The organism is Pantoea eucrina, assembly GCF_002095385.1.
In the GTDB taxonomy this organism is placed as follows: domain Bacteria; phylum Pseudomonadota; class Gammaproteobacteria; order Enterobacterales; family Enterobacteriaceae; genus Pantoea; species Pantoea eucrina.
Window position 1 is genome coordinate 1 of the sequence record NZ_MIPP01000015.1, and the last position, 19,050, is coordinate 19,050.

Annotated in this window: 20 protein-coding genes; 11 read left to right on the top strand and 9 right to left on the bottom strand. The window is 55.5% G+C overall.

Annotation, left to right across the window (positions count from 1 at the left end):
- The first annotated feature begins 230 nt into the window (after nucleotides 1-230).
- Nucleotides 231-887 (top strand): FtsH protease modulator YccA, encoded by a 657-nt coding sequence (gene yccA / locus HA43_RS08600; RefSeq protein ID WP_039383670.1) that lies wholly within the window; start codon nucleotides 231-233, stop codon nucleotides 885-887.
- A gap of 100 nt (nucleotides 888-987) precedes the next feature.
- Complete coding sequence (locus HA43_RS08605) at nucleotides 988-1,314, top strand: TusE/DsrC/DsvC family sulfur relay protein (RefSeq protein WP_094111453.1); 327 nt, start codon at nucleotides 988-990, stop codon at nucleotides 1,312-1,314.
- Here HA43_RS08605 and yccX read toward each other — a convergent pair whose 3' ends face one another.
- Nucleotides 1,315-1,593, bottom strand: coding sequence for an acylphosphatase (gene yccX, locus HA43_RS08610; protein ID WP_094111454.1), 279 nt, complete (start codon nucleotides 1,591-1,593; stop codon nucleotides 1,315-1,317). It lies immediately after the preceding gene.
- A gap of 85 nt (nucleotides 1,594-1,678) precedes the next feature.
- Here yccX and rlmI point away from each other — a divergent pair, with 85 nt between their 5' ends.
- Nucleotides 1,679-2,869, top strand: coding sequence for a 23S rRNA (cytosine(1962)-C(5))-methyltransferase RlmI (rlmI, locus tag HA43_RS08615; protein ID WP_094111455.1), 1,191 nt, complete (start codon nucleotides 1,679-1,681; stop codon nucleotides 2,867-2,869).
- Between the two features lie 59 nt (nucleotides 2,870-2,928).
- Nucleotides 2,929-3,246, top strand: a complete 318-nt coding sequence (gene hspQ, locus HA43_RS08620; protein ID WP_039383664.1) for a heat shock protein HspQ — start codon at nucleotides 2,929-2,931, stop codon at nucleotides 3,244-3,246.
- Between the two features lie 38 nt (nucleotides 3,247-3,284).
- Here the strand turns inward: hspQ and HA43_RS08625 are convergent, their stop codons facing one another.
- A complete protein-coding gene (locus tag HA43_RS08625; RefSeq protein WP_039383662.1) occupies nucleotides 3,285-3,701 on the bottom strand; it encodes a CoA-binding protein in 417 nt (138 codons plus the stop codon).
- Nucleotides 3,702-3,878: 177 nt separating this feature from the next.
- Here HA43_RS08625 and HA43_RS08630 point away from each other — a divergent pair, with 177 nt between their 5' ends.
- The gene (locus HA43_RS08630; protein ID WP_039383659.1) at nucleotides 3,879-4,499 is read left to right on the top strand and encodes a YccT family protein; all 621 of its coding nucleotides are present in this window, start codon (nucleotides 3,879-3,881) and stop codon (nucleotides 4,497-4,499) included.
- A 28-nt stretch (nucleotides 4,500-4,527) separates the two neighbouring features.
- On the opposite strand, the gene helD is transcribed toward HA43_RS08630, so the two are convergent.
- Nucleotides 4,528-6,582: a DNA helicase IV gene (gene helD, locus HA43_RS08635; protein ID WP_094111456.1), complete on the bottom strand. Its 2,055-nt coding sequence runs from the start codon at nucleotides 6,580-6,582 to the stop codon at nucleotides 4,528-4,530.
- Nucleotides 6,583-6,705: 123 nt separating this feature from the next.
- Here helD and HA43_RS08640 point away from each other — a divergent pair, with 123 nt between their 5' ends.
- Both HA43_RS08640 and yccS read left to right on the top strand, forming a co-directional pair.
- Nucleotides 6,706-7,149: a YccF domain-containing protein gene (locus HA43_RS08640; RefSeq protein ID WP_094111457.1), complete on the top strand. Its 444-nt coding sequence runs from the start codon at nucleotides 6,706-6,708 to the stop codon at nucleotides 7,147-7,149.
- A gap of 11 nt (nucleotides 7,150-7,160) precedes the next feature.
- Nucleotides 7,161-9,296: a YccS family putative transporter gene (yccS, locus tag HA43_RS08645; protein WP_094111458.1), complete on the top strand. Its 2,136-nt coding sequence runs from the start codon at nucleotides 7,161-7,163 to the stop codon at nucleotides 9,294-9,296.
- 23 nt (nucleotides 9,297-9,319) lie between these two features.
- Here yccS and HA43_RS08650 read toward each other — a convergent pair whose 3' ends face one another.
- Nucleotides 9,320-9,922 (bottom strand): TfoX/Sxy family DNA transformation protein, encoded by a 603-nt coding sequence (locus tag HA43_RS08650; RefSeq protein WP_094111488.1) that lies wholly within the window; start codon nucleotides 9,920-9,922, stop codon nucleotides 9,320-9,322.
- 221 nt (nucleotides 9,923-10,143) lie between these two features.
- Between HA43_RS08650 and sulA the strand changes: the two genes are divergently transcribed.
- On the top strand, nucleotides 10,144-10,635 hold the full coding sequence (gene sulA, locus HA43_RS08655; RefSeq protein WP_094111459.1) for an SOS-induced cell division inhibitor SulA: 492 nt from the start codon (nucleotides 10,144-10,146) through the stop codon (nucleotides 10,633-10,635).
- A gap of 349 nt (nucleotides 10,636-10,984) precedes the next feature.
- Nucleotides 10,985-12,058, top strand: a complete 1,074-nt coding sequence (gene ompA, locus HA43_RS08660; protein ID WP_039383647.1) for a porin OmpA — start codon at nucleotides 10,985-10,987, stop codon at nucleotides 12,056-12,058.
- Nucleotides 12,059-12,113: 55 nt separating this feature from the next.
- On the opposite strand, the gene matP is transcribed toward ompA, so the two are convergent.
- The gene (gene matP, locus HA43_RS08665) at nucleotides 12,114-12,578 is read right to left on the bottom strand and encodes a macrodomain Ter protein MatP (RefSeq protein WP_139074201.1); all 465 of its coding nucleotides are present in this window, start codon (nucleotides 12,576-12,578) and stop codon (nucleotides 12,114-12,116) included.
- Between the two features lie 70 nt (nucleotides 12,579-12,648).
- Between matP and HA43_RS08670 the strand changes: the two genes are divergently transcribed.
- Nucleotides 12,649-14,493, top strand: coding sequence for an AAA family ATPase (locus tag HA43_RS08670; RefSeq protein WP_094111460.1), 1,845 nt, complete (start codon nucleotides 12,649-12,651; stop codon nucleotides 14,491-14,493).
- A gap of 67 nt (nucleotides 14,494-14,560) precedes the next feature.
- Nucleotides 14,561-15,079, top strand: a complete 519-nt coding sequence (gene fabA / locus HA43_RS08675) for a bifunctional 3-hydroxydecanoyl-ACP dehydratase/trans-2-decenoyl-ACP isomerase (RefSeq protein ID WP_039383641.1) — start codon at nucleotides 14,561-14,563, stop codon at nucleotides 15,077-15,079.
- 59 nt (nucleotides 15,080-15,138) lie between these two features.
- On the opposite strand, the gene rmf is transcribed toward fabA, so the two are convergent.
- From rmf to pqiA, 4 genes are all read right to left on the bottom strand, one after another.
- Nucleotides 15,139-15,306 (bottom strand): ribosome modulation factor, encoded by a 168-nt coding sequence (rmf, locus tag HA43_RS08680; protein WP_071668711.1) that lies wholly within the window; start codon nucleotides 15,304-15,306, stop codon nucleotides 15,139-15,141.
- A 267-nt stretch (nucleotides 15,307-15,573) separates the two neighbouring features.
- Nucleotides 15,574-16,140, bottom strand: coding sequence for a membrane integrity-associated transporter subunit PqiC (pqiC, locus tag HA43_RS08685; protein ID WP_094111461.1), 567 nt, complete (start codon nucleotides 16,138-16,140; stop codon nucleotides 15,574-15,576).
- Nucleotides 16,137-17,780 (bottom strand): intermembrane transport protein PqiB, encoded by a 1,644-nt coding sequence (gene pqiB / locus HA43_RS08690; RefSeq protein WP_039383639.1) that lies wholly within the window; start codon nucleotides 17,778-17,780, stop codon nucleotides 16,137-16,139. The genes pqiC and pqiB overlap by 4 nt, the downstream gene beginning before the upstream one ends.
- Complete coding sequence (gene pqiA, locus HA43_RS08695) at nucleotides 17,752-19,038, bottom strand: membrane integrity-associated transporter subunit PqiA (protein ID WP_094111462.1); 1,287 nt, start codon at nucleotides 19,036-19,038, stop codon at nucleotides 17,752-17,754. The genes pqiB and pqiA overlap by 29 nt, the downstream gene beginning before the upstream one ends.
- Between the last annotated feature and the right edge of the window lie 12 nt (nucleotides 19,039-19,050).

The following is a 19,050-nucleotide window of genomic DNA, read 5'->3' on the forward strand; positions in this document are numbered from 1 at the left end:
CCCCTCCGCAATGAGGCGCACTATAAACATCCCCCAGGATGATGTAAAGCGGTGAATGAATCGTTCGGCTGAAAAACAGCCAGATTTGTTTTTTTTGCCGTCAAAAACAGCATTCTGCTTACTGAAACAGCAATTTATCGCGTAAAGATGGGTAAAACGCCTTTGCTGTTCTGAGCCCGCTGCGTATTCTCAGCGCATGTAAGGTGTCCTCTCTCTTTAAGGAGTAAATGATGGACAAAATTATCAGCTCATCACAGCAACAATCTCTGATCGGCACTCATAAAGTCCTGCGTAATACCTACTTTCTGCTCGGCCTGACGCTGGCGTTTTCTGCAGTGACCGCCACGCTGAGCACGGTCTATGCACTCCCCTCACCCGGCCTGATCCTGATGCTGGTAGGTTTTTATGGTTTGATGTTTCTGACCTACCGTCTGGCAAATAGTCCGGCCGGAATAGCAGCAGCGTTCGCCTTCACCGGCTTCCTCGGCTACTGCCTGGGGCCTATCCTCAGTTCATTTCTGAGCGCGGGTATGGGCGATGTAATCGCCATGGCGCTGGGCGGCACGGCACTGGTCTTCTTTTGCTGTTCAGCCTATGTACTGACTACCCGCCGCGACATGTCATTCCTTGGCGGTATGATGATGGCAGGCTTTGTCGTTCTGCTGGTTGCGGTCGTAGCAAACCTGTTCCTGCAGCTGCCGGCCCTGCATCTGGCTATCAGTGCGCTTTTCATTCTCTTCTCTGCAGGGGCTATTCTGTGGGAGACCAGTAACATTATTCATGGTGGCGAGACCAACTATATCCGCGCGACCGTTGGACTCTATGTCTCTCTCTATAACATCTTTGTCAGCCTGCTGAGCCTGCTGGGTTTCGCTAACCGCGACTAACGCTGCAGCGCACAAAAAGCAAACCCCGCTCTGGCGGGGTTTTTGCTTTTTCAGGCGGCGGGAATTTACAATAAGCGCAGATAACAGATGAGGAAAACGCGTGATTGTTAACGGCAGTGAGATTGTAACGGATGCAGAAGGCTATCTGACTAACCACGCAGACTGGTGTGAAGAGGTAGCGCTGGCGATCGCCCGGCAGGAAAACATTGAGATGAGCGAGGCTCACTGGGAGGTCGTCCACTTTGTACGCGACTTCTACCAGGAATTTAACACCTCGCCTGCAGTACGCATGCTGGTAAAGGCGATGGCGAAAAAGTATGGCGAGGAAAAAGGCAACAGCCGCTATCTGTTCCGCCTCTTTCCGGACGGCCCGGCAAAGCAGGCGACAAAAATTGCCGGCCTGCCTAAACCCGCAAAGTGTCTCTGATCAGCCAGTGGTAAAGCTGGCCGGTCGTTCGGCCGGCTCACAGGACTCAGTCACGACGTTGTCCACCCGCGCACTGCGCGGCCCGCCTGCCTGAAGCCAGCTGATTAGCGTTTCGACCTGCCGTTCCGGACCGCAGGCCAGCACTTCGACGCTGCCATCGGACTGATTACGGGCGTAACCGGTCAGGCCCAGCGCTTTCGCCTGCTGCTGGGTGTGATAACGAAAGCCCACGCCCTGTACCATGCCATATACCCGGATTGTGCAGCTGCGTTCAGCCATAGTGCCTTTCCCCTATTCCGCGTTGCAATTTGGCGCCATCCGCCGGAAAATAGCGCCTCATTTTTTCAGGTAAGCATAGCAAACTATGACCGTTCGATTGATTCTCACCAAGGGACGTGAAAAATCCCTGCTCCGCCGTCATCCCTGGGTCTTTTCCGGCGCCGTTGCGCGCATGGAAGGAAAAGCGCAGTCTGGCGAAACTATTGATATCTGCGACAGCTCTGGCAAATGGCTGGCACGGGCCGCTTATTCACCGGAGTCGCAAATTCGCGCACGCGTCTGGAGCTGGCAACAGGATGAATCAATCGATATCGCCTTCTTTGTTCGCCGTTTAGAGCAGGCGCAACAGTGGCGTGACTGGCTGGCGACCCGCGACGGACTCGATAGCTATCGCCTGATCGCTGGCGAATCAGATGGTATGCCCGGCGTAACCATCGATCGCTTTGGTCATTTTCTGGTACTGCAGCTTCTGTCCGCAGGGGCAGAGTATCAGCGGCCTGCCATTGTCTCTGCGCTGCAGCAGTGCTATCCGGAGTGCGCTATCTACGATCGTTCCGACGTCGCCGTGCGCAAGAAAGAGGGGCTGCCGCTGGCGCAGGGCCCGGTAAGCGGCGAACTGCCGCCTGCCCTGCTGCCTATTACCGAGCACGGTATGAAACTGCTGGTAGATATTCAGGGCGGCCATAAGACTGGCTACTATCTTGATCAGCGCGACAGTCGTTATGCCACCCGTCGCTATGCGCAGGACGCGCGCGTGCTTAACTGCTTCTCTTATACCGGTGGATTTGCCGTTTCGGCGCTGCTCGGCGGCTGTCGCGAAGTGCTGAGCGTGGATACCTCACAGGATGCGCTGGACGTAGCAAAACAGAACGTTGAGCTGAACGGGCTCGATGTGTCGCGGGCACAGTTCCTGCGGGATGACGTTTTTAAACTGCTGCGCCGCTATCGTGATGCAGGCGAAAAGTTTGATCTGATTATTATGGATCCGCCTAAATTCGTTGAGAACAAAAACCAGCTGATGGGCGCCTGCCGTGGCTATAAAGATATCAATATGCTGGCGATGCAGCTGCTTAATCCAGGCGGTATTCTGCTGACGTTCTCCTGCTCCGGCCTGATGGCTACGGATTTATTTCAGAAGATTGTGGCCGATGCGGCGCTGGATGCCGGACGTGATGTACAATTTATAGAGCAGTTCCGTCAGGCGGCCGATCACCCGGTAATAGCCAGCTATCCGGAAGGTCTTTATCTGAAAGGTTTTGCCTGCCGCGTACTGTGACTTGAAAACCCGATCCCTGCCCCCATATTTAGTGGCAGGTAAAGTTTTGGGAGGTCGCAATGATTGCCAGTAAATTTGGAATTGGACAGCAGGTCCGGCATCGTCTTTCTGGCGTGCTGGGTGTCATCGTCGATGTTGACCCTGAGTATTCGCTGGATGAGCCGGAACTGGATGAAGTTGGTGCAACGGAAACGCTGCGTGCCGCCCCCTGGTATCATGTGGTGATGGAAGACGAAGAGGGCGAACAGGTTCACACCTACGTTGCAGAAGTGCAGCTGGCAGGTGAAACGCTGTTCGAGCATCCAGAGCAGCCCTCTATGGATGAGCTGGCCGCCTCTATCCGGCAGCAGCTGCAGGCACCCAGCCTGCGACATTAATTATATCGGCGACGCAGGTCGCCGTTTTATTGTCTGATTCAGGCTGGCGTAATATTCAGACGCGGGATTTCAATCTTCGGACAGCGGTCCATAATCACCGTCAGGCCAGCATCACTTGCCAGCACGGCCGCCTGCTCATTGATAACGCCGAGCTGAAGCCACAGCGTTTTCGCGCCAATCGCAATAGCGTCCTGTGCCACCTCCCATGCCGCCTCAGCATTACGGAATACATCTACCATATCGACTTTACCGGGGATTTCTGCCAGTGAAGCGTAGGCGGTCTGCCCCATCAGCTGCTGCCCGGCCAGTTTAGGGCTCACCGGAATCACCTCATATCCCTGATCCAGCAAGTAACGCATCACGCCATAGCTGGGACGAGCCGGTTTGTCGCTGGCCCCCACCAGTGCGATACGACGGGTATTCATCAGCACATCACGAATTGTTTGATCGTTCATTCATTTCCCCTTCTCTTTATTGCCAGAGTGTAGCTGCCCTTTCCGCTCGCGGCGCAAGCCGCAAAGATGAAATGTTTGCGCCAGGGCACGAATAAATATGTTTAAATGTAAATTTAGTGCCATAATGAAATACTTTGCTACACATCACTGATTACCCGCCATATTTCGGGAGTAGAAATGAAGCTGTCACCGGCTGTCACAGGCATTATTGCGCTGCTTGTCACAGCATCCTGCCCCGCCATTACGCTTAAACTCGATCCGCAGATTGATTTGCTGGTGCTGGACGGGCGGAAAATTGCCGGCTCACTATTAAAAGGCGCAGACAGCCTTGAGCTGGAACAGGGGCAGCATCAGTTTCTGTTTCGCGTTGAGAAACCCTGTCCTGACGCAACCCATTTCCAGTCAGTGCCGATGATTGTCACATTTACCGCGGAAGCACACTCTGTGGCGATCCACCTGCCCTCGCTGAACAGCCGGCGTGAACGCAGCACGTTTAATAAGCTCCTGAACTTCAGGCTGATTGATGAGCGGGGCACAGAAATTGCCAGCCTGCGCGATCGTCTGCCGCAGAGCAGCAGCGGTGACATGATGCAGGCGATGATGGCTTACAACCGCGCAGCACAGACGGCATCCGTACTGCGCTTTGCTGCTCCTTCGGCGACAGCAGTAAGCGAAAACCCCGATTTTGCCTGGCAGGATGCCAGCGATTTGCCCTCAATACAGCGCTGGTTTAAACGCTTTGATGCAGCAACCCGTCAAAAGTTACTGAGCTGGATGAAAACGTTACGCACCAGCTAGCGCCTCACTTTTCCTGGCGCTGCCTGGCTCAGGCTTTACGCGCTACCGGTACACCCAGCTCACGCAGCTGTTCAACAAAGCGCGACGGACAGGCTTTATTAAACAGCAGCCACACCTGTTCACGTGCCCGCGTCATAGCCACATAAGCGAGGCGCCGCTCTTCCGCATCGGGAAAATCTTCCACGGGTGGCAGCAGCCCCTCCTCCAGCACCGACTCACGCGCCGGAGCCGGAAAGCCATCGGCTCCCTGATGGAGGCCGGTCAGGATGACGTACTCCGCCTGCTGACCTTTACTGGCATGGATTGTCATAAACTCCAGCTGTAATCCGGGCCAGCGCGTTTTTGCCCGGTCCAGCAGCGCCGGACGCAGATGATGGTAGCGCGCCAGCAGCAAAATCCTCTCTTCCGGTTTCGCAAATCCGCTGAGTTTGTCCAGCAGCCCCTCCAGCTGATCGTCCGGCAGCAGCGTTACCGCCTTTTTACTTCCTTTGCTCAGACTGGTGAGCGTTTTTTTCAGCTGGTGCGGATTTTGCTGGATAAAACCATTAGCAATGTCAGCAATGCGGCTATTGAAGCGATAGGTGGTATCCAGCACGCAGCTGTCGCCGTCGCCAAAATAGTGGTGAAAAGCGGTGGTCAGATTGAGCTTAGCGCCGCTAAAACGGTAGATTGCCTGCCAGTCATCGCCTGCAGCAAACAGGCTGGTATGAGCATTCTGCGCGCGCAACGCCTTTAAAAGTGCGGCACGCTGCGGCGAGATATCCTGAAACTCATCGACCAGAATATGCTTCCAGGAGCTGATAAAACGTCTTTTTTCCAGCACCTCTGTCGCCTGCTGGATCAGGCCGGCAAAATCAACGGCGCCCTCCGCTTTAAGCGCACTTTTCCAGGCTTTCAGCAGCGGAGCCATCAGTTTTATCCGCTTACTGAAGCTATCGCGCCACGCTTCCGGAACGGCCGCGATTGTTTCCGCCTGATTACCGCTCTGCATCCGCAGCAGGCCCAGCCACTGCTCAAGACGCGGCGCCAGCCGCTGCGCGATAGCGCTATCCTGCCAGAATGCGCCGTCCGGCAACGTCCACGCCAGATCCTCCTCCAGCCACTGACGCCAGCCGCTGGCCTGCGCCTTTTTAGCCGCGCACTGCTCGCGCCAGCTCTCCAGCAGCAGCTGGCGACGGGCAGCGCTGTCACTCTCCAGCTGGCTGATAACCGGCGGCTTGCGGCCACTCTCGCGAATAATATGCAGCGCCAGCGCATGAAAGGTACGCGCCTGCAACGCCTTTACGTTAAGTTGCGTGTCCAGGCGTTGATTTATCTCTTCTGCAGCCTCCCGGCCAAATGCCAGCAGCAGTATCTGGTCAGGATGAGCCAGTCGCCGCTGCAGCAGCCAGCCAGCACGTGCCACCAGCACGGCGGTTTTACCGCTGCCTGCACCCGCCAGGACCAGCAACGTCTCTTCACCATTAACCACCGCTTCTGCCTGCGCACGATTAAGCGGTGAGCGCTCAACCGTGGCGAAAAAATCCGGATTTGCCTGAATCACCTGCTCGCTCCAGCGACGGTTACGCTGGCGAATTGTGGCTTCGCCCTGCTCCAGCCACTGCCGGCAGCGATGCCAGCGTTCACGACAGTTATCCAGCGCCTCCAGGCGCGCCAGCGGCAGCGGCAGTGCCGCAATCGTCTCGTTAACCCGGGCCAGGATAGCAGCCAGCTCACTTCGCTTCAGCCAGCGATCCTCTGCGGTCAGCTGCGAAATATGCTGCAGCAGCTCATCCAGCACGCCCGTACTGATATGGCTCATTTCAGCGCTCCACTGCTGCCAGGCGTGCTGCAGATAGTGATAAAAACGCTGCGTCTCCTGCCACTCGGTACCATGCAGCCGCACCACCTGATTCTCCGCCAGCAAAAACTCCAGCTCGCCCCATACCAGACCGCGTTTGCAGCTGATATCCAGCAGCTGATTAAACGGAATAAGGTATTCATGACGATCGCCGCTGACTTCAACACCGGCGGTCAGCAAACGCACCCGGTTGTAAGGATGCTGCGCCAGACGTTTACCCATTGCTGTTGCTTTCAGTTCCATGTCCGCATCATCAGGTGAAATTCAGTTATTGCGCAGTTTACCTGTCAGACACTTGGCGCTCCAGCCTTAAAACAGGCTAAACTTGGCGACACATATTGCGGATTGCAAAAGGAAAAACGCGTTATGCGCACCGTACTTAATATTCTGAATTTTATCCTTGGCGGCTTTCTCACTACGCTTGGCTGGCTCTTTGCCACGCTGGTCAGCATTGTGCTGATTTTTACGCTGCCGCTGACGCGCTCCTGCTGGGAAATCACAAAACTTTCGCTGGTTCCGTTCGGCAATGAAGCGGTTCACGTTGATGTACTGCGTCCTGACAGCAAAAGTGCGTTTCTCAACGCTGGCGGTACATTTCTGAACATCTTCTGGCTTATTTTCTTTGGCTGGTGGCTCTGCGTAATGCATATCTCAACCGGAATCGTGCAGTGTCTGAGCATTATCGGTATTCCCACCGGGCTGGCGCACTTTAAGCTGGCTGCGATTTCACTCTGGCCGGTTGGCCGTCGGGTGGTGAGCGTCGAAGAGGCGCAGGCAGCGCGTGAAGCTAACGCGCGCCGCCGCTACTGAGGATCCGGTTTATGTCCGACGCTATGCCCGCCTGGCGCCGCTATCTGTTTAACAGCAGCCTGCGCTATCTGCTGCGTATTTTTCTGGCGCTGTCGGGCTGCGCCGCGTTTCCCTGGTGGCTGCAGCAGGTAGAGTGGACCATTCCGCTTACGCTGGGGGTGGTCGCTGCCGCGCTGGCCGATCTTGACGACCGCTGGACAGGCCGTCTGCGCAATCTGATCATCACCCTGTGCTGCTTCTGTATCGCGTCGGTCTCCGTTGAGCTGCTTTTCCCCAGACCCTGGGCGTTCACTGCCGGCCTGGCGCTCTCAAGCTGGGGATTTATCCTGCTGGGCGCGCTTGGCCAGCGTTACGCGACCATCGCGTTTGGTGCCCTGCTGATTGCGGTATATACCATGCTGGGTATCGGGCTCTTTCCACAGTGGTGGATGCAGCCCGCGCTGCTGCTGACGGGAGCACTCTGGTACAACCTGCTGACCTTTATTGGCCACCTGATGTTTCCGGTGCGACCCGTTCAGGAGCAGCTGGCGGCCAGCTTTTCCCAGCTGGCGCGTTATCTTGAGGCGAAAGCAAACCTGTTTGATCCGGACGGCGGTGAGCAGGATGATGCCGCTCTGATTGCCACCGCAATGGCTAACAGCCAGTTAGTCGCGCAGTTAAATCAGACTAAAAATACCATTCAGAGCCGGCTGCGTGGCGATCGGGGTTCGCGCAGTACCCGCCGCAGCCTGCATTACTATTTTGTGGCGCAGGATATTCATGAGCGCGCCAGCTCTTCGCACATACAGTATCATCAGCTGCGAAATAACTGGCGTTACAACGAAATCCTGTTCCGTTTTCAGCGTCTGCTGAATATGCAGGCGCAGGCGTGTCGCCAGCTGGCTGAAACGATCGTACTGCGCCAGCGCTGGCATCACAGCAGCCATTTTGAGCGTGCTTTTGCGCGCCTTGAGACGGCCCTTGAGCGCCTGCAGCAAAGCGACCCGGATGCCGGACATACCGCCCCGCTCTCCTGGTTACTGCGTAATTTGCGTGCCATTGACGCGCAACTTGCTTCGCTTGCTTCAGAACAGCAGCTGTTTGAGACGCCGCTGCAGAGTGAGCACCATCTTTCGCGTGACACGCTGCGTGGCTGGTCCGATATACGTCTGCGTCTGAGCCGTCACCTTACGCCCGCCTCTCCGCTGTTTCGCCACGCCATCCGAATGTCGCTGGTGCTCTGTATAGGTTATGCCTTTATTCAGATTACCGGGCTGCAGCGCGGTTACTGGATACTGCTTACCAGCCTGTTTGTCTGTCAGCCCAACTATAACGCCACGCGTCGCCGGCTGGCGCTGCGTATCGGGGGGACGCTGGCAGGTGTGGCAATCGGGCTGCCGGTGCTGTGGCTGGTGCCCTCGGTGGAGGGGCAGCTGCTGCTGATCGTCCTCAGCGGCGTGCTGTTTTTTGCTTTCCGTCAGATTCAGTATGCGCAGGCCACGCTGTTTATTACCCTGCTGGTACTGCTCTGCTTCAATTTACTGGGTGAAGGCTTTGACGTGGCCCTGCCGCGTATTGTTGATACGCTTCTGGGATGCGGACTCGCCTGGCTGGCGGTGGCGTTTGTATGGCCTGACTGGCGTTTTCGCAAGCTCACCACAATAGCCGATCGCGCGCTGAATGCTAACTGCCGCTATCTGGATGCCATCATGGAACAGTATCATCAGGGCAAAGATAACCGGCTGGCTTACCGGGTCGCACGCCGGGATGCGCACAACGCTGACGCCGAACTCGCCTCTGTGGTATCGAATATAAATAGTGAACGCCGGGCAGATCAGACGCTGCGGGAGCACGCCTTCAGACTGCTCTGTCTTAATCACTCGTTTCTGAGCTATATCTCAGCGCTGGGTGCACATCGCACCCGCTTATCACCGGGGAAACTGCTCACGCTGCTTGATGACGCCGTCTGTTTTGTTGAGGATGTTTTACAGATTGAGTGCGTGACAAACGATCGGGTAGCCGCGATGCAACATACGCTCCAGCAACGCATCGGCGAACTGAAAACCAGCTCTGAAGCCCAGGCACCTCTGATTTTGCAGCAGCTCGATTTACTGATCACGCTGCTGCCTGAGATCGCCCGCCTGCGCCGCGCCCTGGCGCAGGCCTGAAACAGTAACAGCGGCTCCCGGGTTTACCGGCGTAGCCGCTCCTGGTACCAGCTGCTCAGCGCCTCTTTTACGTCTGCCGGAAGCGCCGCCTGATGATGGCCAGAGATCGCTCCTTCCAGTGCCAGCAGCGTTTTCAACCCGACATGCTTGTTGACGCTGCGCAGCTTAAGCCAGCTCTGTCGTGACCCCATCTCCTGCAGTGATTCCACTGAGCTGATCCCCGCTTTATGCAGCATCAGCTCCATACGCAAACTGAGATTAGGAAGATCTTTGAGCCGCAGCGAAATATGTTTTACTGCGGCATCAGCCTGTGCCGCCTGCAGGGAGCTGGCTGACAAACTGATCAGCTGTCTCCTGTCCTGCCATAGCTGCTGATCCACTTTGAAGTAGCTCAGGGTGACAGGGATACCGCGCTTGCGGTAAACCAGCGGCTCCAGCGGCCGCTGAACGGCATAAAGCCGCAGCGCCTCACTGGCGCGCAGGTAGAGCGTGTCATTATCAATATAGGCGAACACCACGCGCTCAATAGCCAGCGCATAGCCGCCAAACTGCGTACGCGACTCTATATCTCCCAGAACCGACAGGGCGTCGATCGATTGTTCCACTACCTCATTTTTTCGCTTCATCATGTCCCTTTTCCTCATTCCTTGTGCAGGGTATTTCCTATAAAACAGTGACTATTCATTTAGTTAGAAGATAAAAAAAACGATTTACTGATTCAACGAATAAAACGCTTTTGGTGCCATCTTCTGCCAGTTTTGAGAGACATTTTCAGAAAATGAAGTTGATCTCTGTTAATTTAAACAGTACTGTACATTCATCCAGTTCACTACTGAGCGAGTATATTATGCGCACGCATTTCTCTGGCCCTGTTGATCGTTCCTCCTGGTTAGCGCCTTCCACTGCAGTTCAGCCGTCAATGGGCGGTATAACGGAATTACGCTACAGTGAGCATCCTGGCATGATGCAATTGCTTCTGCTTCCGGTGCTCAAACAGCTGAGCGAACAGTCACGCTGGCAGCTCTGGCTGACGCCAGCGCATAAAGTCAGCCGCCGCTGGATCCAGCAGTCTGGTCTGCCGCTTGAGAAAAGTATGCATATTACTGAATCAGACCGGATCAGTACGGTTGAGAACATGGCGAAAGCGCTGCGTACCGGAAATTACAGCGTAGTGCTTGCCTGGATACCCTGTGAACTGCATGAGAATGAGCGTCAGATGCTGCAGCTGGCAGCAGAAGAAGGCGAAGCTTTGGGTCTGATTATGCGACCGGAAGAAGCCGATATCATTTCTGCCAGACAACCCGGAAGCACAAAAATTCCCTCGGATTTGTTTCATTAAGTAAAAAGTGAGATTTATCTCAGCTTTTTTTTCCGGCCTGTTGCCGCTAAGCTACTGATAATGTTCCCGCCAGTCAGGACAAGGGCTTAGCTGCAATTCTCTATTTACAGACCGAAAATTTTGCCCCGTCAATTGTTAAAATGTGTGTATTTACACCTGTTTTTTTACCTGCTCACCTCACATCATACTTGTAAGTTTTCAATCTCGTTGTAGACTTTAGCTCGCCAGGGTGCTCAATAACCTCCGTTTTTTCGGTAGAGTCATAAGCGAGCGTTCAGACCCGGCGAAGGATTACAACCAAGAGCAACCTTTTTGCTCATTGCCTATTTGGATGATAACGAGGCGCAAAATGAAAAAGACAGCTATCGCAATTGCAGTGGCACTGGCTGGCTTCGCTACCGTAGCGCAGGCCGCTCCTAAAGATGACACCTGGTACACCGGTGCTAAACTGGGCTGGTCTCAGTATCACGATACTGGTTACTACGGTAACGGTTACGCGAACAACGACGGTCCAACTCACGAATCTCAGCTGGGCGCAGGTGCTTTCCTGGGCTATCAGGCGAACCCATACCTGGGCTTCGAGCTGGGCTATGACTGGCTGGGCCGTATGCCTAACAAAGGCGACAACATCAACGGCGCATTCAAAGCGCAGGGCGTTCAGCTGGCAGCTAAACTGAGCTACCCGATTGCTGATGACCTTGACGTGTACACCCGTCTGGGTGGCATGGTATGGCGTGCAGATTCTACCCAGAACAACACTCTGACCGGCGAACGCCGCAGCGACCACGACACCGGCGTTTCTCCGCTGGCTGCAGTGGGTGTTGAATACGCAGTGACCAAGAACTGGGCAACCCGTCTGGATTACCAGTGGGTTAACAACATTGGTGATGCAGGTACCGTTGGCGCGCGTCCAGACAACGGCATGCTGAGCGTAGGCGTTGCATACCGCTTCGGTCAGGATGAAGCTGCTGCACCAATCGCTGCACCAGCTCCGGCACCAGCTCCGGTTGTTGAAACCAAGCGTTTCACTCTGAAATCTGACGTGCTGTTCACCTTCAACAAATCTACCCTGAAGCCAGAAGGTCAGCAGGCTCTGGATCAGCTGTACAGCCAGCTGAGCTCAATGGATCCTAAAGATGGTTCCGTTGTAGTTCTGGGCTTTACCGATCGCATCGGTTCAGACCAGTACAACCAGAAACTGTCTGAGAAACGTGCTCAGTCTGTTGTCGACTACCTGGTATCTAAAGGTATCCCGGCTAACAAAATCTCTGCACGTGGCATGGGCGAATCCAACCCGGTTACTGGCAACACCTGTGACAGCGTGAAAGGCCGTAATGCCCTGATCGACTGCCTGGGTCCAGACCGTCGCGTTGAGATCGACGTGAAAGGCATCAAAGACGTTGTAACTCAGCCACAGGCTTAAGTTATCGCGTAAAAAAAACCCCGCTCCGGCGGGGTTTTTTGTTTCTGCTATCTGCTTACTTTTTGTTCTCTTCGCTGCCTAAGATGGCCTGCAGATCCTGCTTTAACGTAGACATCTGACTGGCATATTTCTCTTTCCGTTCGGCATCTTCAATCAGCTGTACAATTGTCTCAGAGAGCGTGCAGTGGCGACGCTGCGCCAGGCCCGCCAGCCGTTGCCACACCAGATATTCTAAATCGATAGATTTTTTACGCGTATGCTGGTGTTCAGCATTGAAGTGACGCTTGCGGCGGGCACGTATGGTTTGCTTCAGGCGATTTTCCAGACCCGGATGAATATGCTGCGCAATCCACTGGTTCACCTCAACCGGCGTATTTTCCAGCGCAAGCAGCGCGTCAACCGCAGCCTGTGCCGCGCTGAGCTCCAGATAGCGGGTGATTAGCTCCCCCTCCCGATGTTTTTTCACCAGGTATTTCCATTTCCATCCACTTTCCAGATTTTCAAGCTGCTGGTATTTCATCGGAATCCCACCGTGACCACGTAACAACTTAAGAATAACAGCTTTTTTGCGCGATGCAGCAACGAAAAACATGTTGCTCCTGTCACATTCACTACCGGAACTCGCCGTGATAAACCCGGTTGTATCCTGTATAATCACGCTTTTCCTAAATCAGACTAATGCGAATATTTTGACCAGCAACCAACTTACGTGGCAAGCCCTGCAGCCAGATAGCACCCCCTGGCAGACCCTCTTTTCAACGGTTTCACTGAAAGATAGCGATAGCCTTGCCGCGGTTCAGCCGCGTTTGCTGAATGCGCTGGCGCATTTACACCATCAGTCTGCGGGTTTTCCGCTGCTACTGTTACGCAGCCAGGAAAATAGCGACTATCTCGCCTGGATTGCCGGGGCCGCACGGCGTTTTCAGCCTGATGCCGGGCAGCTCTATGGCGGTGACTATCATGTGATGGGCGACACCGTTACGCTGCTGCCGCCTTCAGACATCAACCGTCCTTTTACCAGTAGCGGCGGCGTGTTTTATGCTGACTGGATCGAAGCAGAGCAGCTGTTTGGCTGCGTGCGTCAGTATAAGGATCGCGTGATGCCTGAGCCCGGGCTGCTGCATCGCGCTAACGGCGGCACGCTGATCCTCTCCATTAATACGCTGCTGGCACAGCCCCTGCTCTGGCTGCGCCTGCGCCGGTGTATCGAACTGCAGCGGTTTGAGTGGTATTCGCAGGATGAGCGACAGCCCCTGCCGGTGACAATTCCAGCTCTGCCGCTTAGCGTCCGCCTGGTTCTGTGCGGCGATCGCGATGCGCTGGCCAGCTTTCAGGAGCTGGATGCCGAAGTGCACGAAATGGCGCTCTACAGTGAGTTTGAAGAGAACCTGCAGATTGCCGATGAGAGCGATATGCTCAACTGGTGTCAGTGGGTTCTGACGCAGGCAGCACGGGCAGACCTTAATGCACCGGAGGCTGATTTCTGGCCACCGCTGCTGACGGAAGCGGTACGTTTTTCCGGCGATCAGGATACGCTGCCGCTCTGTCCGCGCTGGCTGAGGCGACAGCTGCATGAGGCCGCCCTGCACGGCGACATCATTAATGGTGAAGCGCTGACGGAGGCGCTTGAAGCACGCCAGTGGCGGGAAAACTACCTTACTGAACGCATGCGCGATGAGATCCTGCTAAATCAGATCATGATTGAAACAGATGGCGAGGTTATCGGACAGATCAATGGCCTGTCGGTTATTGAGTTTCCGGGGCACCCGCGCGCCTGGGGTGAGCCGTCACGTATTACCTGTGTGGTGCACCCAGGCGATGGTGAACTCAACGACGTGGAGCGTAAAGCTGAGCTGGGCGGTAATATTCATGCCAAAGGCATGATGATTATGCAGGCCTATCTGATTGCTGAGCTGGAACTCGATCAGCCACTGCCCTTCTCCGCTTCGATGGTGTTTGAGCAATCTTACTCTGAAGTGGATGGTGACAGCGCCTCGCTGGCAGAGCTGTGCGCATTAATCAGCGCGCTGGCTAATCAGCCGCTGAGCCAGCAGATTGCGGTGACCGGCTCTGTTGATCAGTTTGGTAATGTGCAGCCGGTCGGTGGCCTCAACGAAAAAATCGAAGGCTTTTTTCATGTCTGCCAGGCGCGTGAGCTGACCGGTAAGCAGGGCGTCATTCTGCCTGCCTCTAACGTGCGTCATCTCAGTCTTAGTCAGGAGATCGTTGACGCGGTGAAAGCAGGAGAGTTTCATCTGTGGGCAATTGACCGTATCGATGAAGCCCTGCCGCTGCTGACCGGCGTGGCGTGGCAGAGCGAGAGCGGTGAATCGCTGCTGACTATGATTCAGACCCGCATTACGCAGTTTAACCAGCAGGAATCTGCACCCCGCCCGTGGCCGTTACGCTGGCTCAACTGGTTTAACCACAAATAGGGGCATTGCCCGGCGTACAACTGTTCGCTAATATTCGGGCTTCACTAAAAGAAGGCATATTGAGAACATGGTAGATAAACGCGAATCCTATAGCAAAGAAGACCTGGTTGCCTCAGGTCGCGGCGAACTGTTCGGCGAAAATGGGCCACCGCTGCCCTCTGACAACATGTTGATGATGGACCGTGTGGTCAAAATGACCGAAGATGGCGGCAACTTCGACAAAGGTTTTGTTGAAGCTGAACTGGATATCCGCCCCGACCTCTGGTTCTTCGATTGCCATTTCAAAGGCGATCCGGTTATGCCTGGCTGTCTGGGCCTGGATGCCATGTGGCAGCTGGTTGGTTTCTATCTCGGCTGGTTAGGCGCGGAAGGCAAAGGCCGTGCGCTGGGCGTGGGCGAAGTGAAGTTTACCGGTCAGGTGCTGCCAACAGCGAAAAAAGTGACCTATAAAATTCACTTCAAGCGCGTAATCAACCGCAAGCTGGTGATGGGTGTTGCAGATGGTGAAGTCTTTGTTGACGGTAATCTGATCTACACCGCTACCGATCTGAAAGTCGGTCTGTTTAAAGATACCTCTGCGTTCTGATCCTGCTTAACAAAACCTCCGCCGCGGCGGAGGTTTTCCCTTTGCTGACATCCGGCAGGCTACGCCACCGCCGACCTGTCCTCCATGGCCTGACGCCAGCCTCCCAGCCAGTGAGACCGCGCATCGATCAGTTGATAGGGGCACAGCTCCTTAGAGCGGCCAGTAATGCCGGCCTGATAACCGCGTGAATGTGCACGTTCTAAACGGTCTCTCTTCTGTCTCTTCATACCGCGTTTCCCTCATTTTAGGTCTGGTGGAATCTGGTGGAAAGAAAGAGTGGCGAATTAATGTTCAGCCACAGTAAAGTTCTAACCCCAATGCGCAGAAAAAGCAATGCGCAAAATTCACGCCAGCGTCACGGTTTTGCCGTTAAAACGACATAAAGAAATGTCAAAGCAGTGTCTATGTTTCTGATTAGGCAAAAAAAAGCCCCCGATCTCCGGTGCAACGTTGCTACGAAGAATCAGGGACTTAGCAGTTATCTAAACCAATTCCTAATTTAGCGAAGCCACACTGTCCGCGATCTGCTGTGCGGTCTGCTGCCAGCCTGCAGCCAGCGTGCGGACCAGCGCATCATAACCATCCTCATTTTGCGGCAACGTCACACTAAAGCTGCGCTTGATAAGCTGATCCTGATGCTGCAGCAGCCATTCACCGCTGACCACGACCCGCCCGTCGTAACGTCCCTGAAAGCCACTTACGCTGACGTTAAGCGTATCGTAGCCCTCTCCATGCGGTGACGCGGCGACCACGCGGCCCGGCAGCGCCTGGCTCAGATTAGTAATCAGCGTCTGCTGCAGCTGCTGATCGAGCGGGCTGGCCCAGAGATTGTTGGTGGCAATGACATATTTAACATCGCTGGTCTGATAAACCAGTCCGTTGCCTGCCAGATAATCAGGCACGTTCACATGTTCCACCCAGAGCATCGGCTGGCTGCTGCCCGCGCTGCTGGCGACGCGTACCGTACTGCTGCCTGCCGGCAGCTGATAGTAGGTGGTGTCGATGGTTGTGCTGCACCCTGCCAGCAGCAACATAGCTCCTGCGATGATGGCTTTTTTCACTGTTTCGCCCTCTTTGGCTGCGGATCCTGGCCTGGCTTCGCTTCAAATACCAGGGCATTGCTTTTCGCATTCAGCGTTTTCAGCACTGGCTGCAGCTCACGCAGCACCTGATCAAGCCGCTGCATATCTCCCACCAGTTTATTGTACGCTGGCGATCCCGGCTGCAGCCCTTTCATGCTGCGGTTGAGTTCACGCAGCGTCTGCTGCATATCAGCAGGCAATGTTTTCATTGCCGGACTGCCGGTAAGCTGGTTCAGATTATTCAGCGTATTCTGCAGCTGACGCAGCGTGCGCTGACTCTCTTTCAGCGTGCCGGTCGCCTCATTAATCATCGGATTAAGCGGCAGCGCATTGATCTTATCCAGCGCCGCCATCAGCTTCTGCTGGATCTGGCTGAGACCACCGCTGACGGTAGGGATCACCTCAAGACCTGCTACGCTGTTCGGTCCTTTATAGGCTGGCGCTTTATCGTAGAAATCGAGATCGACAAACAGCGCGCCGGAGAGCAGGTTGCCGGTTTTCAGCGTGCCGCGCAGGCCACGTTTCTTCCCATCCTGCAGATGCTGCTCCAGATTAAAATCACTGCCCAGTCGTGCGGTAAAGCGATCGGGTTCGATGCGAATCAGCACCGGCACGCGATAATCTGTGTTCAGCGCCTGGTCCATACCCGGGATCATATAAGGCACCTGCGCGACGGTTCCCAGACGAATACCGCGGAACTCAACCGGTGCACCCACCTGCAGGCCGCGAATCGAATCACTGAAGAACATCAGGAAATCAGTGTGTCGGGTATAGAGTGAATCCTGAATGCTGCGCTGATCGTCATACAGATGATAATCCGCTTTGTTCTGTGCGACCTCACCCAGATCCCAGCCATCCGGTACGTCAAAGCTGACGCCGCCGCTAAACAGCGTGGTCAGTGAACCCATCTCCACGCGCATCCCCGAAGCAGACATATCAACGGCAATGCCGCTGTCTTTCCAGAAACGCACATTCGTGGTCACCAGCCGGTCATAAGGCGCAGTGACAAACAGCTGATAGGTCATCATACGTTTGTCAGTATCAAAGGTGCTGGTTTCCACCGTGCCGACGCGGTAACCGCGGAACAGCACCGGATCGCCCGGATTGAGCTGACCCGCTTTGTTGCTGTCGAGCACAATGCGGACCCCTTTCGCATCCGGCGGCGCCAGCGGCGGTGAATCGAGCAGCTGATAATGCTCCGGCTGTTCGCCTTTTGCACCGGGCTGCAGCTCGATATAGGCGCCTGAAAGCAGTGTGCCAAGACCGGTGATCCCTTCGCGTCCAATCTGCGGTTTAACCACCCAGAACACGCTGTCTTTATAAAGCAGCTTCTCCATGCCGGCGTTCAGACGGGCTGTGATCTCGACGTGATGCAAATCGTCAGTCAGCACCGCACTCTCTACGGTGCCCACATCCACACTGCGGCTTTTGATAGTGGTTTTACCCGCCACGATGCCTTCGGCGTTTTCGGTGATCAGCGTCACCAGCGGCCCCTGGTGGCTGAAGTGATAAAAAAGGATCCACCCGCCGATCAACAGCGTAACGATGGGTACGATCCAGACTGGCGACCAGCGTTTGATCTGATCGACCTTAGCAGTCCCGTGATTGTTGTCCGTCAAGACGCGACTCCTTACGTTCAGTTTCCTGTTGGCGATCCCAAATCAGACGCGGATCGAATGTAATAGCGGCAAACATGGTCAATATCACCACCAGGGCAAACAGCAGCGCGCCCGGCGCGGGATAGACGTTCATCAGCTGTCCCATGCGCACCAGCGCAGAGAGCACGGCGATAACAAACACATCGATCATCGACCAGCGACCAACAAACTCCACCACTTCGTAGATCAGATGCATTTTTTCGCCATCCCGCTGGCCGCGCCCGCTGGCGTGCCAGCAGAGCCAGCCAATAGCGACCATTTTCAGCGAGGGCACCATAATACTGGCGATAAAAATCACCAGTGCAACGGGCCAGGAACCATCGCTCATCAGCAGGATAACGCCGCCCATGATCGTTGAGGGATACTGGGAACCCAGCGTCTCAGTCACCATGATCGGCATAATATTAGACGGGATATAGAGCATAACGGAAGTCAGCAGCAGCGCCAGCGTCCACTGCAGGCTATGTCTGCGGCGCGGTGCCGCGGCTACCCCGCAGCGATCGCAGCGCGGCTGCGTCGCCGGCAGAATAGCCGTACAGCAGGGGCAGCTGCGCAGCCCCTGCTGCAGACCACTTTTTCCCGCCTGCGGCGTAAACGGCAGCGCGGGCAGCGCGTCGATTTGTTGCCAGACCCAGCGCCGATCCACACACTGAAACGCGCGCAGCTGCAGCAGGCAGAACAGGCACCAGGGCCAGAAGCTGCTGCCTAAGCCGATCTCGCCATACGCCATCAGCTTGACGAAACTCACCAGCACGCCGGCCATAAAGATCTCTGCCATGCCCCAGCTGCGCAGCTGAAAAAGAATACGCGCCAGTCCCCGCCGCAGCGGGTGCGGCAGAGCAATCCGGTTGACCAGCAGCAAAATCGTCACCATGCAGAAAGCCGGAATACCCTGCACAAACAGCAGAAACAGGGAAGCCAGGCTGCGGTAATCCTCCCGCACCATGACGCGCGGGATCTCCGGCAGCGTAATGCGGCTGGAGAGACCGGCGACGTGCATATCGATAAACGGAAACAGATTGGCCAGCACCAGCATAAACAGCGCCGCCAGCGCATAACCGGTTGGACGCTTGCGCGGTTCATGCCAGTTAGCCAGCAGCTGCGTATGGCAGCGCGGGCAGCGGGCACGGCTGCCCGCCGGCACAGCGGGCAGCCTGACGGTTAAATCACACTGTGGACAGAGCATCCACTGCTGCGCCTGCGGCGACGTTGCGCACATGCCCTTTTCCTC

Excerpts from the sequence above, each read along its gene's own strand:
- yccA (WP_039383670.1), top strand. The coding sequence starts at position 231 with ATGGACAAAATTATCAGCTCATCACAGCAACAATCTCTGATCGGCACT.
- pqiA (WP_094111462.1), bottom strand. The coding sequence starts at position 19,038 with ATGTGCGCAACGTCGCCGCAGGCGCAGCAGTGGATGCTCTGTCCACAG.
- yccX (WP_094111454.1), bottom strand. The coding sequence starts at position 1,593 with ATGGCTGAACGCAGCTGCACAATCCGGGTATATGGCATGGTACAGGGC.
- matP (WP_139074201.1), bottom strand. The coding sequence starts at position 12,578 with ATGAAATACCAGCAGCTTGAAAATCTGGAAAGTGGATGGAAATGGAAA.
- hspQ (WP_039383664.1), top strand. The coding sequence starts at position 2,929 with ATGATTGCCAGTAAATTTGGAATTGGACAGCAGGTCCGGCATCGTCTT.
- helD (WP_094111456.1), bottom strand. The coding sequence starts at position 6,582 with ATGGAACTGAAAGCAACAGCAATGGGTAAACGTCTGGCGCAGCATCCT.
- rmf (WP_071668711.1), bottom strand. The coding sequence starts at position 15,306 with ATGAAGAGACAGAAGAGAGACCGTTTAGAACGTGCACATTCACGCGGT.
- ompA (WP_039383647.1), top strand. The coding sequence starts at position 10,985 with ATGAAAAAGACAGCTATCGCAATTGCAGTGGCACTGGCTGGCTTCGCT.
- sulA (WP_094111459.1), top strand. The coding sequence starts at position 10,144 with ATGCGCACGCATTTCTCTGGCCCTGTTGATCGTTCCTCCTGGTTAGCG.
- yccS (WP_094111458.1), top strand. The coding sequence starts at position 7,161 with ATGTCCGACGCTATGCCCGCCTGGCGCCGCTATCTGTTTAACAGCAGC.
- HA43_RS08630 (WP_039383659.1), top strand. The coding sequence starts at position 3,879 with ATGAAGCTGTCACCGGCTGTCACAGGCATTATTGCGCTGCTTGTCACA.
- rlmI (WP_094111455.1), top strand. The coding sequence starts at position 1,679 with ATGACCGTTCGATTGATTCTCACCAAGGGACGTGAAAAATCCCTGCTC.
- HA43_RS08670 (WP_094111460.1), top strand. The coding sequence starts at position 12,649 with ATGTTGCTCCTGTCACATTCACTACCGGAACTCGCCGTGATAAACCCG.
- HA43_RS08625 (WP_039383662.1), bottom strand. The coding sequence starts at position 3,701 with ATGAACGATCAAACAATTCGTGATGTGCTGATGAATACCCGTCGTATC.
- fabA (WP_039383641.1), top strand. The coding sequence starts at position 14,561 with ATGGTAGATAAACGCGAATCCTATAGCAAAGAAGACCTGGTTGCCTCA.
- HA43_RS08650 (WP_094111488.1), bottom strand. The coding sequence starts at position 9,922 with ATGAAGCGAAAAAATGAGGTAGTGGAACAATCGATCGACGCCCTGTCG.
- HA43_RS08640 (WP_094111457.1), top strand. The coding sequence starts at position 6,706 with ATGCGCACCGTACTTAATATTCTGAATTTTATCCTTGGCGGCTTTCTC.